Consider the following 14,013-nt stretch of genomic DNA (forward strand, 5'->3'; position numbering starts at 1 on the left):
AAACGCAAAAGCCGCACGATGTTCCCATCGTGCGGCTTTTGTTTGTTTGGGGATTACGTGTCCTGTTTGTTTTCCAGGACCTTGCCGTTGGAGGCATCGATGTCCACATCCCACTCGACGTTCTTGGCGTCACGCAGTTCAACTTCGTACTCGTAACCGTTGAAGTGGTTGTCCAGCTCGGTCTTGGTAATCGTTGCACCCGGATGCAGATCCAGCGCGATCTTGTTCAAGTCTTCCAGTGGCTTGATCTTGCCTTCCTTGACCAGTTGCGGGATTTGATCGACTCGCACATCGGCCTGGGCCAGGCCGGCGGTGAGGGTCAGGGCTGCAGCGGTAAACAAAGCAGTCAGGGTCTTCATGGGCTTCTTTCCTTGGGTGATCTGTTTAAGTGAGATCAGGTTAGCCTGTGTAACTTAATCCACCCTTAAATCCCTCAACATGTCCTGCATCAATCCCTGTGGGAATGTGTGTTCGCCGCAAATTTTGCTGGCACACGCATAACCTGTGGGAGCGGGCTTGCCCGCGAAAGCGGAGTGTCAGTCAACGTGGATGTTGAAACTGATGGCCCCTTCGCGGGCAAGCCCGCTCCCACAGGTTTTGCGCAATTCTGGATCAATACCCGTTGTTCTGTAGCACCTGCGCAACACTCGCTGGCGGGCGTTTATAGAACTTCAACAACTCACTGGCGCGATTGGTGAAAATGCCGTCGACACCGGCGTCCATGACTTTCCGGTAGTCCACCGCATCGTCGATGGTGTAGACGTGCACCAGCAGGCCCTGATCGTGGGTGTACTGGTTCATCCAGGGTTGCACCAGATCCGAGTAGCTCTGGTCGCCACCCTGGGTCAGTGCGGCGGACGGGCCGGTGCCGATGGCGCCCTGGGCCTTGGCGTAGTCGACCCATTGCTGGAATTCGGCTTTGTCCTTCGGTTGCTGTTTGGCGTAGTAAGCGGCTTTGTCCTTTTCGCCGGACTCGGCAAATGTCACCTTGGACTTGGGCTCGATACTGCCTTCACCGACCCACAACAGCAGGATCTTCGGCACCGTCGGCATCTCTTTTTGCAGCAGTTCGAGGCTGCTCTTCTCGAAAGTCTGCAGGACCACCTTGCCTTTGCCTTGGCCGACCGCCAGCTCGTTTTTTGCCAGTTTCGAAGCGGTCGGGCTCAGCCAGCCCCGGTCCTGAAGTTTTTCCTTGAGGTCGCGTTCGATGCCGGGGAACTGCTTGGGCTCCTTGGTCTCGATGTACAGGCCGGGCTTGTGCAGGCTGTTGCCCTCGGCGATGTCGATGATTTCATCAAGGGTCAGAATTTTCAGGCCCGCGAAGGCGGGACGTGCGCGATCCGGGTACGCGGCATTGAACCAGCTGCCCGCGTCCAGGGTTTTCAGTTCGGCCATGGTGAACGCATTGGCGGGGCTGTCCTTGCGCTCGGGGAATTTGCTGGCGACGTCGGTGGTGCGTTGCAGATTGTTGTCGTGCAGGGCAAACAGCACGCCATCCTTGCTGCGCTGCAGATCCAGTTCCAGGTAGTCGGCGCCCAGGTCGCGGGCAGTCTTGTAGGCGGCGGCGGTGGATTCCGGGGCATCGAACGATGCGCCACGGTGGGCGATCACCGCTGGACGCGGAATGTCCAAGCGGGTCGCCAGTGCCGCGGGACCGGGTTCGCTGGCGGCCTGTGCGTGGCCGAGGGCGAGCAACAGGCTCAGTAACAGGGCGCTTTTAGTAAAGGTTGCGGGCATGGTCGAGATCCTTTCGCAATAAGTGAGCGGTCCCTTTTAACAACTCATCGTTGCAGACGCTATCACCAGACCGACACAAACCTGTCGAAAGCTGATTTTCGTCAGCGCTTTTGTGCGCCCGTTTGCAGTACGCTGAGGCCCTGCAATTTCCCCGGCAGAGGGAAACGCAGGCCCTGCGTGCAAACCAACGATCACCATTGCGGGGTTTACCATGCGCATCACTTCCCAGCTCATCTGCCAGGCTGCCGACCAACTCAAAGGCTTCGTCGGCCTCAACCGCAAGACCGGGCACTACATTGTGCGCTTCAGCGAAGACTCGTTTGGCATGGACGTGGCGGACGACGGCATCATCCCTGTCAGCGAATTCGTCTGGGTCGCGGGGCCTGGGCAGGTCATGACGCTCAAGCGTGAGTTGATCCAGTTGCTGCTGGACCAGAACATCGATGACCGGATCAACATCACCGAGCCGTTGCGGGTGTACATGAACCGGCGGGAAGTGCCGGAGATTTCGGCGGTTCGCAGTCTGGTTCAGGGGTGAGTTTTTGCGGTGAATTGACGGACCCCATCGCGAGCAAGCTCGCTCCCACAGTAGATCTTTGTCGCGCACAAATGTTGTGACCGACCGGGATCAAAATGTGGGAGCGAGCTTGCTCGCGATGGCGGCCCGAAGAACTCTAAATCAGTCACTGATTGAATCCGTAAGCCCGCTCAACCCTGCACACCCGCGTATGACACCGCGCATACCAGGTCGAGCGCCCACGCTCGCGAATCGCACTGTGCTCCGGATGATGCTTCCACGCCAGAATGGCCGCTTCACTGGCCCAGTACGACACGGTTATTCCCAACCCATCCTCGCCCCGCGCCGACTCCACGCCGAGAAACCCCGGCTGTTCGCGGGCCAGTTCCAGCATCCGTGCGGCCGCTTCGGCGTAACCCTGGTCACCCTCGGTGCGCAGTGAAGTGAAGATCACCGCGTAATAAGGCGCAGCTGGTGTATCGGCGATCATGACGAGCGCCTCGCACAGGCTTCGACAAAGGCGCCAACCAACGGCGGCAATACGCCCTTGAGCGCCGCCCGCTCGGGTTGGAACAAGGTCGCGACAAAGAACGGATGACCGCTGAGTTCGACCGCCCGCAGTCCGTGTTCCGAATCGTGGCCGACGGCATGTAGTTCGCGCTTGAGCAACTCCCCTTCGAACTGCGGATTCACACCAAAACGACAGCGATAGCCTTCACGAATCTCGGTGTTTTCGTACGCCTTGGCGAGCAACGAACCCTCAAGCAAATCAATCGTATCGACCGCTTCCACCAGCGCACACGACAGTGGCGTCAGCAGCGCCCGCGCGGCATCGGGATTTGTCTCGCCGTGTTCGGCATCTGACCAGCCCAGCACGTTGCGCGCATATTCCAGCACCGCGTGTTGAAAACCACCGCAGGTGCCGAGGAATGGTCGCCGTTGTTCGCGGGCAAAGCGAATCGCCAGCAATGCACCGTCCATGCTCCGGTAAGGGCTGGCCGGCACACACCAGACCCCGTCGAATCTGTGCAGCGGTGTCTCGGCGTGGATGTCATCGGTGGCCAGCCATTGCCATTGCACGTTCAGGCCACTGTGTTCAGCGGCCATTTCGAGGGCGACGGGAATGGCCTGGTGGGCGGTGACTTGCGGGTCGTAGTCGCCGATCAGGGCGATGCGAATCGGGCGGGTTTCCATGTGGGGCCTCTGCACTTGTTGATTGCTGGTGCCCACTATAGATTGGCGCTCACGCACTCAATATTGGCGTTTTCCCAAGTGATCAATGCAGCGACGCACTATCGATTGGACTACCCGGACCTGGCCCTGATCCTCGCGCTGGTACGTGGCGGCTCTCTGGCTCGCGCTGCGCAACTGCTGAAGGTGGATGTTTCGACGGTGTTTCGAGCGGTGCGCCGGCTGGAGGGTGCACTGGGTCAGCAACTGTTCGAAAAAAGCCGCGCCGGTTACCTGCCCACCACTCTGGCGCAGTCCCTTGCTGAACAGGCTGAGCGCGCTGAACAGGCTCTGGAGGCGGCGCGCATCGGTGTGGAGCAGGGCGGAGAAGTGATCAGCGGCATCGTGCGCCTGACCTGTACCGATTCGGTCCTGCAAGGTTTGCTGTTGCCGGCGCTGGCGCAGTTCATGCCGAACTATCCGGCGCTGACGCTCGAGCTCAGCACATCCAATGATTTTGCCAACCTCAGCCGTCGGGATGCCGATATCGCCCTGCGCCTGACCCGCACGCCACCGGAGCATCTGGTGGGACGGCGGCTGGCGGATATTTCCTATCGCGTGTGTGCCAGCGAGCGATACCTGCAATCGGTCAATACCACTGACCTGGCCTCATTGACCTGGATAGCCCCGGATGACTTCCTGCCTGATCACCCGACCGTTACCTGGCGTCGCCAGGCCTTGCCGGGGGTAACGCCGGGCTATCGCTGCAACAGCATGCTGTCGGTGACCGAGCTGGTCAGGGCCGGCCTGGGTGTAGCGGCGTTGCCGGATTTTTTGATCGGCGACGGATTACAGCCGCTGAGCGAACCCCTGCACGGATACGACACCGCGCTGTGGCTGCTGACCCGTCCCGACTGCCGTGCCTTGCGCTCAGTGGTCACCTTGTTCGATGAGTTGGGGCGAGCGCTGAAACTGCCGTGAAACCGTTCAGGTTCCTGGCTGAGGCTCACTAAAGCCTCAGCGCCAGTTTCATTCTGAAACACATCGTGCCGTTCAAATCAGAGCCATCGATCCTTCGACACCGCCGTCAAACTTGTCATTTATTGCAACTGATAGCAGGCCAGAAACATGTCCAGCGCGGAGTCTGCCACCTGGTGTTGTTCTTCGGGTGACAAGCCTGGTTTGCCCATGGAAATCTGCGGCCAGAAGGCAAACGACTTGAGCAGCCCCTGCACCTGTTGTGCGGCAAAATCAGGGGCTGTGGCTTTTAATCGGCCATCCGCTTGAGCGGCACGAATCCAGACCGTCAGCCCTTCTTCGCGTTCGCCCATTCGCGCCACCATATCCTGGGCCCGCTCCGGCGAATGAATCGTCGCCGCTATCGCCACCCGTGCCAGGTCGAGAAAATTGTCATCGCCCAACATTTGCAGCTTGGCCATCAGCAATCCACGCAATTGCTCACGCAGCGGCAGGTCGGGACGGTAGGCCGTTTCCTGTTCGGCCGTCACCCGGGTCCATAATTGATTGAGGATCTCGGCGAACAACTCTTCCTTGCTGGGAAAGTGGTTGTACACCGTGCGCTTCGACACACCGGCAGTGGCAGCAATCTTGTCCATGCTGGTGATCTCGAAACCGTTGGCACGGAATTCGTTGATCGCAGCTTGAATGATCGCTTGGCGTTTTCGGTCGGTGAGGCGCTTTGGAGCTGTCATAAGTACGCTTCGGCAGGAAGAAGGGAGGAATTACACTCAGCAGTTTACTTGTCATCGACTTTGATGCAACCTAGAAACTACACTGTGCAGTGTAATGTTTTGTTAATCCTGCCCAGCAAAAATAGAAAGTCCGGCTGATGCGTGCGTGCTTTGGCCATTTATCGTCCCAAAACGGAAAGTCGCGTGATGCGCGGTTTTTCTGGAGTCATTCAGTCATGGCCAATTCAAACTCCCCGGCGGACAACGCCTCCACACCTGAAGCGTCCCGACAGGCTCAAGGGCAGTACCAAAACTTCACGCCGGTTCAACGTTTAAGCTTTGGTAAAACCATGGGCGTCCTTTGGAACGTGCTGTTCCACAAACCGCAAAACACCCGCCCGAGCGCGCCCATCCCGGTACAAGCCCTGACTCAAGCCGCGCTGATCGCAGCGCCCAACCACAGCGTCTATCGCCTGGGCCACTCCACGGTGTTGCTCAAGCTGCGCGATAAATTCTGGATCACCGACCCGGTCTTCGCCGAGCGTGCCTCGCCCGTACAATGGGCTGGCCCCAAGCGTTTCCACCAGCCACCGATCAGCCTGGAAGAATTGCCACCGATCGAAGCGGTGATCCTGTCCCACGACCACTACGATCACCTGGATCATCAGGCCGTGCTCAAGCTCGCGGACAAGACCAAACACTTCCTTACCCCGCTGGGCGTAGGCGACACCCTGATCAAGTGGGGCATCGACGCGAGCAAAGTCCGCCAGCTGGATTGGTGGCAAGGCACGGAAGTCGATGGCATCCAGTTCATCGCTACCCCGTCGCAGCACTTTTCCGGCCGTGGCCTGTTCGACAGCAACAGCACCCTCTGGGCCTCGTGGGTGATGATCGACGGCGACACGCGCCTCTTCTTCAGCGGCGACAGCGGCTACTTCGACGGCTTCAAACGCATCGGCGAACAGTACGGCCCATTCGACCTGACCCTGATGGAAACCGGTGCCTACAACGTCGACTGGCCGCACGTGCACATGCAACCGGAACAAACCCTGCAAGCCCACCTCGACCTCAAGGGCCGCTGGCTACTGCCAATCCACAACGGTACGTTCGACCTGTCGATGCACGCCTGGTACGAACCCTTCGACCGTATCCTGGCCCTGGCCTGGGAACGCAACGTATCGATCACCACGCCGCAGATGGGCGAGGCGTTCAACCTGATGCATCCGCAGCGCGGTAGGGCGTGGTGGTTGGCGGTGGAAGGGGAGAGTGATCGGGTGGTGGCTCATAACGCGTAGAGTGATGGGCCCTGTAGGAGCGAGCTTGCTCGCGATGGACGTTAACGATAACGCGTGCTGTCTGAATGATCGCGTTGTCCAGATGTTTTTCGCGAGCAAGCTCGCTCCTACAAGGGGCCATTTATCGTCAGTCAGTGAGTTGGCTCACTCCACCATCGCAAAATCCGCCCGCCCAACCGGATTTGGCGTAGAGCCTTTGACGTTCATCCCTCGACCCGGCGCAAACCCCGGGAAGAACACCAACCCCTCCGATTCGAACCGATAGGCCAGCGCCAGGCGCGTGACATCCAGCACCTCCTGGCGTGCCTCGAAGCGTTGAATGGCATCCACCGAGACTCGGGACTCCCGCGACAGCTCTTCCACACTCCAGCCCAGCATCGCTCGGGCCTGGGCGCAGTGGGCCGGGGTGAATTGGAAGAGGGCGATACGTTCCAGGGTGATTTTCATCGCTTGAGAGGCCATGGTGTTCTCCGGGCTCGAGAGTGTTGGTTCAAAATATACTGTGTTTTTGTACAGTTGTTTTGAGCCCGGATCAAACGCATTTTTTGATTTGTCTTTTCAGACAGACGAACGGTGCTGCGCTTACTTGTCCGCCAACCCCGGCGCTTCCCGCACGATAAAGTGATCCAGATTCTCGATGTTGGCGCTGAACACCCCGAACGTCTGCTCGGGGTTTTTCTTGCTCGGCACCTGCTTCAGTTCGGGCGTTACGCCATAAAAGAAGCAATACAACTCCCGCCCGCTCTCGATGGCGTGCTTGATCTCCTCCAGGAATGCCTTGCGCTTGCGGTAGCTGTCGATCAGCTTCTTGCTCAGGTAGACATTGACCGAGTAAGGCTTTTTCTCGAACCAGACCTTCTTCTCGAAATCGATGCGAAAGCTCTGGGTGTAGTCCTTGATCTCCTTGACCTTGCCCCAGTAAATCAGCCCCTTGTTGTCCTGCAGGTATTCGATTTTCTTGAAAAACGACCCGTAGGGCGCGGTGTGCTCGCCAATCTTCAGCGGCACGCGCTTGAGCAAATCCTTGTCGTCGAAGTTAGACACGAAACATTCCACCGGGTGGGCGAAGATGCTGGTCTTGTCCGGGGCCGATTCCCTGCCCGGTTGCTCGACAGTGCTTGCCACCGAAGGCGTCAGCGACTCATCCCGCACCCCGTCCGCCGCGACCTTCGGGCTGGACGGCTTACGCACATATTCACGCCGAGTCAGTAACAATTCCGACGGGAAATTTTCCTCGCGGCTGTCATCCGTTTCCGTCTCATCCCCACCCGACGCAGGCGTCTTCAAGCTGACATAAGGGCAGCCCTCGACATGCCGCGTACTCGGCAGGTTCTTGAAGTGCGGCGTGCGCACGTAATTCACATTCTTGGCGTTGAACGTGCCCAGCTCATTGGTCGCATCGAACGCCAAACGACAGGCATCGTTGGGGCACTGGAAGTGTTCCTTGGCGGAGTCGAAATCCATCGTCTCGTCGAAATTCAGATCCCGAACGTCGTAGATCGACAACTTGTCGTTGAGGCCGAGGCAATAGGCGAGGTCGAATTTCATGTCGGGTTCCAAATCCTTTAGGTGAACAGCTTCCAGTGATGGCGCATTCGAAGCAATAGCTACACTCAGATCACTTCGATATCGCCGAGCCTGCACAGTCCATCAAAGAGGGCGGTTCATGAGCCATTCAGATGCTTCGCCCCCTCTCCCGGAGCCAGGCCGGATAGCCCGCCGGGATGAACAGACCGGCTGGCGCCGTTGGGTACCGGGGCTGAGCATGCTGCGCGAATACCAGCCGGCATGGTTGCGATACGACATCGTGGCCGGCCTGGTGCTGACCACGATGCTGGTGCCCGTCGGTATCGCCTATGCGGTGGCTTCGGGCGTGCCCGGCATATATGGCCTCTACGCGACCATCGTTCCGCTGCTGTTCTATGCCTTGTTCGGCCCTAGCCGAATTCTGGTGATGGGGCCGGATTCCTCCCTGGTGGCCGTCATCCTTGCCGTCATCATTCCACTCTCCGGCGGCGACCCGCAGCGTGCCATCGCCCTGGCGGGGATGATGGCGATCGTCTCGGGAGCGGTGTGTATCCTGGCCGGTATCGCGCGCCTGGGTTTCATCACCGAACTGCTGTCCAAACCGATCCGCTACGGCTACATGAACGGCATCGCACTGACCGTATTGATCAGCCAGTTGCCCAAGCTGTTCGGTTTTTCGATTGAATCCGACGGCCCATTGAACAACATAGGGGCCATCGCCTCCGCGGTGATGGAGGGAAAGGTCAACTGGACCACCTTCACGGTGGGCGGGCTCACCCTGGCGGTGATCCTGCTACTAAAAAGGTGGCCGCGACTGCCGGGCATCCTGATCGCCGTGGTTGGCGCGACAGTCGCCGTGGGCGTACTCGACCTTGCGACACGTGCCGGTGTGTCGGTCCTCGGTTCGCTCCCCCAAGGCTTGCCCGGATTTGCCATCCCCTGGATCACCAGCGCCGACATCGTCCCTGTGTTGATCGGCGGTTGCGCCGTCGCACTCGTCTCGTTCGCCGACACCAGCGTGCTCTCCCGCGTCTATGCGGCGCGGACCCGAACCTACGTCAACCCGAACCAGGAAATGGTGGGCCTCGGCATCGCCAACCTGGCGGCCGGTTTTTTCCAGGGCTTCCCGATCAGCAGCAGCTCGTCCCGCACGCCCGTGGCCGAGGCCGCTGGCGCCAAAACCCAAATGACCGGCGTCGTCGGCGCATTGGCGGTTGCCTTGCTGTTGGTGGTGGCGCCGGACCTGCTGCAACATTTACCGTCCAGCGCACTGGCGGCAGTCGTGATCGCCTCGGCCATCGGCCTGATCGAAATCACCGACCTGCGCCGGATCTATCGCATCCAGCGCTGGGAATGCTGGCTGTCGATCGTCTGTACCGTCGGCGTGGCCGTGTTCGGGGCGATCGAGGGCATAGGCCTGGCCATCGTGATTGCCGTCATTGAATTCCTCTGGGACGGCTGGCGCCCGTACTCCGCGGTATTGGGCCGCGCCGATGGGGTCAAGGGCTACCACGACATCAAACGCTACCCCGACGCACGCCTGATCCCCGGCCTGGTCCTGTTTCGCTGGGATGCCCCCTTGTTTTTCGCCAACGCCGAACTGTTCAGCGACCGAGTGCTGGACGCCGTAGCGGCATCGCCCACGCCCGTGCGCTGGCTGGTGGTCGCCGCAGAGCCGGTCACCAGTGTCGATGTGACGTCTGCCGACATGTTGGCGGAGCTGGATGACACCTTGCATGCGGCGGGTATTGAGTTGTGCATTGCCGAGATGAAGGATCCGGTGAAGGACAAGCTGAAGCGGTTTGGGTTGTTTGCGAGGCTGGGGGAGACGGCGTTTTTTCCTACGATTGGGACGGCTGTGGATAGTTATGTGGCGAATTATCGGGTGGATTATCTGGAGGGGGATGAAGGAGGGGAGGTGGGGCGTTGAGTGGGGGAATGGCTTGCGGTGTGCGCCGCCAATCCCCTGTGGGAGCGAGCTCGCGATGGCGTCAGTGAATGCGCCACTTAAACAAAATCCGCTACCTGAAACTCAAGCAGCGGATTGTTTGAGACGGCCGAGAGATCAGAATCCGCGCATAACTCGTGACGCCTTCCGCCACCAGGACTCACGCCGATTGAAAGGATCATCCGTCAACACACACGGCATATCCCGCAACCGAATCCAGGGTTCATTCTGCCAATGCAGCATACCGAGCGACATTTGAGGCCAGTCCAGCACACTCAGCGTTGGCCGCTCCACCATTCGCGACGGCCGCGCATCCCGCAGCGCAGGCACCACCTGGTGCGTCAGCCACTCTCGCAGCAATCGATTCTCAGGGCAGTAGTGATAAATCAACAACGCATACACGCCTGACTCACTCACCATCAAACGCTCTTTAGCGACGCCATAGAGGTCAACGAGCATCATTTGCCTCTGGTCCGCATCGAGCTTGCGCGTCACGCGCTCGTCAAGGTGTTTACCCATAAGTCGCCCGAGATCATGTGCGCAGAACCATGCCTGATTCTCCAAAAGAAGGGCGTGCAGATGGACGTTGTGACGAGTGAAAACGGTGGGTTTGAGTAATTCAGGCATGGCAAGCCTCCTGGAGCGGAAGCGCATGGTCGGATCTGTGGGTACGGCGATTCACCTTCATCGTGAAGGTGGAATAGTCAGGCATTTCCTTTACCTCTGGCTGCTTTCTTAGGGCATTCGTTAAGGGTGTCGGGAGCTAAGAAACCCACCAGAGACGGGCCGGACATATTCCCCTTTCGGGTCTTGTATTCGCCCACTCCCGACATAACGGGGATTTTCTCGCAGGCGTAGAGAAACCGCAGACGAAAAAAAGCCGCATGACTGTCGGGTGCGGAGGACCGCTCTGGGTTGTAGAGTTTCTTAGGCTCGGAGCTGAGGGTAGGGGGATCATGGATAGCCGTCAACCAGCGACTTTTCCTACAGCTTATGAGGCGAAACGAAATCTGGACAATGGCGCAGAGTAAATTATGCTGTATTTATATCCAGTATGTGTTTGCCGTTGATCTTCGCCACTCCTCCAATCCGTGTAGCCACCACTCATCTCACGGAATCCAGGAAATTTCATTTACTTTGAAGTTTACGGGGATAGAATGGTGACCATTCGTCACAGCTTTGACCCAGAGGGAATTCCAGCTCATGAATCTTTTTGAAACACCATCTTTTGAATCCTTGAGCGAAACGACCTCGGGTTCCCATGAACCTGATACTCATCCTGTTACTGACCTTGCTCTGCTGCATAAGCTGCTCGAGATCTACGATCAAGGGCAGTTGGCCGAAATTCTCAACGATGTAAGCCCGAGCCACTGGTGTCGTGAAACCGTCAATCGCTGGATCAAGGGAAAGGCCTCACCGAAGCTCTCCCACATTGAGTTCACTCGTCTTAAGGATCTGTTGCCCAAGCGCTTGAACCACAAACCGTCCTTTACCTTTATCGATCTTTTTGCCGGTATCGGCGGTATCAGAAAAGGGTTTGAAGCGATCGGCGGCGAGTGTCTATTCACGTCCGAATGGAACAAATACGCGGTCAAAACCTACAAAGCAAACCACTTCTGTGATCCGGCTCGTCATCGTTTCAATCTGGATATCCGTTCGGTCACGCTTTCAGACAAGCCCGAAATCAGCGACGAGGAAGCCTACAAGAACATTGATTGCGAAATCCCTGATCACGATGTCCTGCTGGCAGGCTTCCCATGTCAGCCATTCTCGCTTGCAGGTGTTTCCAAGAAAAATTCATTGGGGCGCAAACACGGTTTCGAATGTGAGACCCAAGGCACTCTGTTTTTCGACGTTGCCCGAATTATCGCCGCGAAGCGACCGGCCGCATTCTTGCTCGAAAACGTGAAAAACCTGAAAAGCCATGACAAGGGCAATACGTTCCGGATCATTTGTGAAGCGCTGGATGAACTGGGCTACGAAGTTGCAGATGTGAATGCGCCGAAGGGGTCAGATCCCAAGGTCATCGATGCCAGGCACTTCGTGCCACAACATCGCGAGCGAATCGTGCTGGTCGGGTTCCGTCGTGACTTGAATGTTCACCAAGGGTTCACACTGAGCGACATCAGTAAGCTCATACCGAAGCAGCGACCTAGTTTCGGTGATCTGCTCGATAAAGACGTGGACGAGAAATACATTCTTACTCCAAAGCTTTGGGACTACCTCTACCGGTATGCCGAAAAGCATCGCGAGAAGGGCAATGGTTTTGGCTTTGGCTTAACTCGTCCAAACGATGTTGCTCGTACGCTCTCGGCGAGATATCACAAGGATGGTTCGGAAATCCTGGTCGACCGCGGGTTTGTGGATACCTTGGACTTTAACAGTGAGTTGAATCAACTCAATCGCCCGCGTCGATTGACTCCGCATGAGTGCTCACGCCTGATGGGTTTTGACAAGCCGAGGGAAAGCAAATTTGTGATTCCTGTGTCCGATACCCAAGCGTATCGCCAGTTTGGTAACTCAGTTGCAGTTCCTGTTTTCGAGGCGGTGGCTCGGTTGATGAAGGATCGCATTTTGGCAGCAAAGGAAAAAACTGCTGACAAGGAGCGCCCACAGCTGGAATTCGCTCTTCCTGAGTAATCAGTCGGTACCGTTCAACAAACTGATGAGTAAAGGCCTGAACGATAGAGGCAGGCCTTTATGTAATCTCATTATTCCTACGCTTGGGCTTCACTCAGAAAGGCGATTCTGCGAACCTGTCGAAAATACTTACTTTTCGACTCCTCAATTGTTCAGCGAACTTACCCATGATAAGCCTTTCCCAATGGATTGAAGACAAGAACCAGGATGAGTGGTGGATATTCATCAAGCGGCTGTCTGCCAACGACACAGGACTTACGGGGGGTAATGGGGTAGGTATTTATGTGCCCAAACCTGTTGTAGCAACAGCGCTACCGTCCATTTCGAGCACCTGCTGCCTGAATCCTGACTGCAATCTGGCTGCACAGATCACCTCACATGGTTTTCCAGTGCAGACGCTGAGAGGCATTTACTACAACAATCGCCATTTCGAAGGATCAGGTAAGCGCAACGAGCACCGTTTGACGAGATGGAATACAGATTTTAGAAACAGCCCCGCCCAAGATCCCGAGAACACGGGAGCATTAGCGATCTTTGCATTTCATGTGCCCCATTTGGGGCGAGATTCCGAGTTTCTAGATATCTGGATATGCAAGGGTTTGGAGGAGGAGGAGTTTGTCGAGAACAAGATCGGCGAAGTGATTCCCGGCAGCTCGCTTTTTGAGAGAGGGGACAGACTGTTCGCTGGTTTCGCAGCAGGCTCAGATAAAGAACCTAGCCATGTTGCAATTCCTCGACACTGGGAGGATAGGTTCCCAAGTGGCGAAGAAATTATTGCCTATCTCCCATCGGTATTTCGTTTCGGCAAGACAACGCCCGATGAACTCATCATCGAGCGGCGTGACAACGAATACAAACTGTTCCGCCAAATTGAAGAATTTCATATTCTGCATCGAGTTCAGAAGGGGTTCGGTTCCGTTGACGAATTCATGCAGGTAGCGAACTCGGTAAGCAACCGGCGTAAATCAAGGTCTGGTAGATCTCTAGAGATACATCTTGAGCATCTTTTTCGACAATTCGGACTTGGGGAATTTAGTACCCAGTGCAGAACTGAAGGTAACAAACGGCCCGACTTTATCTTCCCTTCATGTGCTGACTATCATGACCCGGCGTTCCCTGAGCAGAATTTGCGCATGCTGGCTGTCAAGACAACCTGCAAGGACCGCTGGCGGCAGGTTTTGAATGAGGCCAACAGAGTGGACAGAATTCATCTTTTTACGCTTCAAGAGGGTGTTTCTCCTCATCAATTTGCAGAGATGAAGGATGCGAACGTCAAGCTAGTGGTTCCTAAGCCATTGCATACGAAATACCCAGATGAGGTTCGTGACAAACTTATGACGCTGAATGATTTTATTGTGGAAACCAAAGATATACGCTGACACACCTAGGCTCTGAAGTCTTCGGGGAGGGCCAAGGGATATTGGCCCCAAGCCTCACCTCGATTCATGACCGAGGTGAGGTCATTATTTCACAAGTTAGTTCGATATG

14 protein-coding genes are annotated in these 14,013 nt (G+C 56.9%); 6 read left to right on the plus strand and 8 right to left on the minus strand.

What is annotated here, in order from left to right:
- Positions 1-53: 53 nt before the first annotated feature.
- Positions 54-359: a PepSY domain-containing protein gene (locus KW840_RS02010; protein ID WP_218494322.1), complete on the minus strand. Its 306-nt coding sequence runs from the start codon at positions 357-359 to the stop codon at positions 54-56.
- Positions 360-612: 253 nt separating this feature from the next.
- Entirely contained in the window at positions 613-1,737 is a 1,125-nt protein-coding gene (locus KW840_RS02015) for a glycerophosphodiester phosphodiesterase (protein ID WP_218494323.1), read from the minus strand.
- Positions 1,738-1,948: 211 nt separating this feature from the next.
- On the opposite strand from KW840_RS02015, the gene KW840_RS02020 reads away from it, so the two are divergent.
- Complete coding sequence (locus KW840_RS02020) at positions 1,949-2,275, plus strand: DUF2025 family protein (RefSeq protein ID WP_102670370.1); 327 nt, start codon at positions 1,949-1,951, stop codon at positions 2,273-2,275.
- Positions 2,276-2,420: 145 nt separating this feature from the next.
- Here the strand turns inward: KW840_RS02020 and KW840_RS02025 are convergent, their stop codons facing one another.
- Together KW840_RS02025 and KW840_RS02030 are read right to left on the minus strand one after the other, a co-directional pair.
- Positions 2,421-2,744, minus strand: a complete 324-nt coding sequence (locus KW840_RS02025) for an antibiotic biosynthesis monooxygenase (protein ID WP_218494324.1) — start codon at positions 2,742-2,744, stop codon at positions 2,421-2,423.
- Positions 2,741-3,448, minus strand: a complete 708-nt coding sequence (locus KW840_RS02030; protein WP_218494325.1) for a CTP synthase — start codon at positions 3,446-3,448, stop codon at positions 2,741-2,743. The genes KW840_RS02025 and KW840_RS02030 overlap by 4 nt, the downstream gene beginning before the upstream one ends.
- 15 nt (positions 3,449-3,463) lie before the next feature.
- Between KW840_RS02030 and KW840_RS02035 the strand changes: the two genes are divergently transcribed.
- Positions 3,464-4,405: a LysR family transcriptional regulator gene (locus KW840_RS02035; RefSeq protein ID WP_150812103.1), complete on the plus strand. Its 942-nt coding sequence runs from the start codon at positions 3,464-3,466 to the stop codon at positions 4,403-4,405.
- A gap of 119 nt (positions 4,406-4,524) precedes the next feature.
- Here KW840_RS02035 and KW840_RS02040 read toward each other — a convergent pair whose 3' ends face one another.
- Positions 4,525-5,136: a TetR/AcrR family transcriptional regulator gene (locus KW840_RS02040; protein ID WP_218494326.1), complete on the minus strand. Its 612-nt coding sequence runs from the start codon at positions 5,134-5,136 to the stop codon at positions 4,525-4,527.
- Between the two features lie 215 nt (positions 5,137-5,351).
- Here KW840_RS02040 and KW840_RS02045 point away from each other — a divergent pair, with 215 nt between their 5' ends.
- Positions 5,352-6,410: an MBL fold metallo-hydrolase gene (locus tag KW840_RS02045; RefSeq protein ID WP_218494327.1), complete on the plus strand. Its 1,059-nt coding sequence runs from the start codon at positions 5,352-5,354 to the stop codon at positions 6,408-6,410.
- A gap of 144 nt (positions 6,411-6,554) precedes the next feature.
- On the opposite strand, the gene KW840_RS02050 is transcribed toward KW840_RS02045, so the two are convergent.
- Together KW840_RS02050 and KW840_RS02055 are read right to left on the minus strand one after the other, a co-directional pair.
- Positions 6,555-6,872 (minus strand): helix-turn-helix transcriptional regulator, encoded by a 318-nt coding sequence (locus KW840_RS02050; protein ID WP_007998876.1) that lies wholly within the window; start codon positions 6,870-6,872, stop codon positions 6,555-6,557.
- A gap of 120 nt (positions 6,873-6,992) precedes the next feature.
- Positions 6,993-7,958: a hypothetical protein gene (locus KW840_RS02055; protein WP_218494328.1), complete on the minus strand. Its 966-nt coding sequence runs from the start codon at positions 7,956-7,958 to the stop codon at positions 6,993-6,995.
- Positions 7,959-8,076: 118 nt separating this feature from the next.
- Here KW840_RS02055 and KW840_RS02060 point away from each other — a divergent pair, with 118 nt between their 5' ends.
- Positions 8,077-9,867 (plus strand): SulP family inorganic anion transporter, encoded by a 1,791-nt coding sequence (locus KW840_RS02060; protein ID WP_218494329.1) that lies wholly within the window; start codon positions 8,077-8,079, stop codon positions 9,865-9,867.
- 135 nt (positions 9,868-10,002) lie between these two features.
- Here KW840_RS02060 and KW840_RS02065 read toward each other — a convergent pair whose 3' ends face one another.
- Positions 10,003-10,512 carry a Bro-N domain-containing protein gene (locus tag KW840_RS02065; protein ID WP_218494330.1) on the minus strand — a complete coding sequence of 170 codons (510 nt, stop codon included), beginning with the start codon at positions 10,510-10,512 and terminating at the stop codon, positions 10,003-10,005.
- A gap of 576 nt (positions 10,513-11,088) precedes the next feature.
- On the opposite strand from KW840_RS02065, the gene dcm reads away from it, so the two are divergent.
- Positions 11,089-12,525, plus strand: coding sequence for a DNA (cytosine-5-)-methyltransferase (gene dcm, locus KW840_RS02070; protein WP_218494331.1), 1,437 nt, complete (start codon positions 11,089-11,091; stop codon positions 12,523-12,525).
- A 167-nt stretch (positions 12,526-12,692) separates the two neighbouring features.
- Entirely contained in the window at positions 12,693-13,904 is a 1,212-nt protein-coding gene (locus KW840_RS02075; RefSeq protein ID WP_256353166.1) for a type II restriction endonuclease, read from the plus strand.
- Positions 13,905-14,013 lie beyond the last annotated feature (109 nt).

It is taken from the genome of Pseudomonas sp. PDM30 (genome assembly GCF_019218985.1).
GTDB lineage: Bacteria > Pseudomonadota > Gammaproteobacteria > Pseudomonadales > Pseudomonadaceae > Aquipseudomonas > Aquipseudomonas jessenii.

Coding starts and splice junctions, on each gene's coding strand:
- KW840_RS02010 (WP_218494322.1), bottom strand. CDS start 359: ATGAAGACCCTGACTGCTTTGTTTACCGCTGCAGCCCTGACCCTCACC.
- KW840_RS02015 (WP_218494323.1), bottom strand. CDS start 1,737: ATGCCCGCAACCTTTACTAAAAGCGCCCTGTTACTGAGCCTGTTGCTC.
- KW840_RS02020 (WP_102670370.1), top strand. CDS start 1,949: ATGCGCATCACTTCCCAGCTCATCTGCCAGGCTGCCGACCAACTCAAA.
- KW840_RS02025 (WP_218494324.1), bottom strand. CDS start 2,744: ATGATCGCCGATACACCAGCTGCGCCTTATTACGCGGTGATCTTCACT.
- KW840_RS02030 (WP_218494325.1), bottom strand. CDS start 3,448: ATGGAAACCCGCCCGATTCGCATCGCCCTGATCGGCGACTACGACCCG.
- KW840_RS02040 (WP_218494326.1), bottom strand. CDS start 5,136: ATGACAGCTCCAAAGCGCCTCACCGACCGAAAACGCCAAGCGATCATT.
- KW840_RS02045 (WP_218494327.1), top strand. CDS start 5,352: ATGGCCAATTCAAACTCCCCGGCGGACAACGCCTCCACACCTGAAGCG.
- KW840_RS02050 (WP_007998876.1), bottom strand. CDS start 6,872: ATGGCCTCTCAAGCGATGAAAATCACCCTGGAACGTATCGCCCTCTTC.
- KW840_RS02055 (WP_218494328.1), bottom strand. CDS start 7,958: ATGAAATTCGACCTCGCCTATTGCCTCGGCCTCAACGACAAGTTGTCG.
- KW840_RS02060 (WP_218494329.1), top strand. CDS start 8,077: ATGAGCCATTCAGATGCTTCGCCCCCTCTCCCGGAGCCAGGCCGGATA.
- KW840_RS02065 (WP_218494330.1), bottom strand. CDS start 10,512: ATGCCTGAATTACTCAAACCCACCGTTTTCACTCGTCACAACGTCCAT.
- dcm (WP_218494331.1), top strand. CDS start 11,089: ATGAATCTTTTTGAAACACCATCTTTTGAATCCTTGAGCGAAACGACC.
- KW840_RS02075 (WP_256353166.1), top strand. CDS start 12,693: ATGATAAGCCTTTCCCAATGGATTGAAGACAAGAACCAGGATGAGTGG.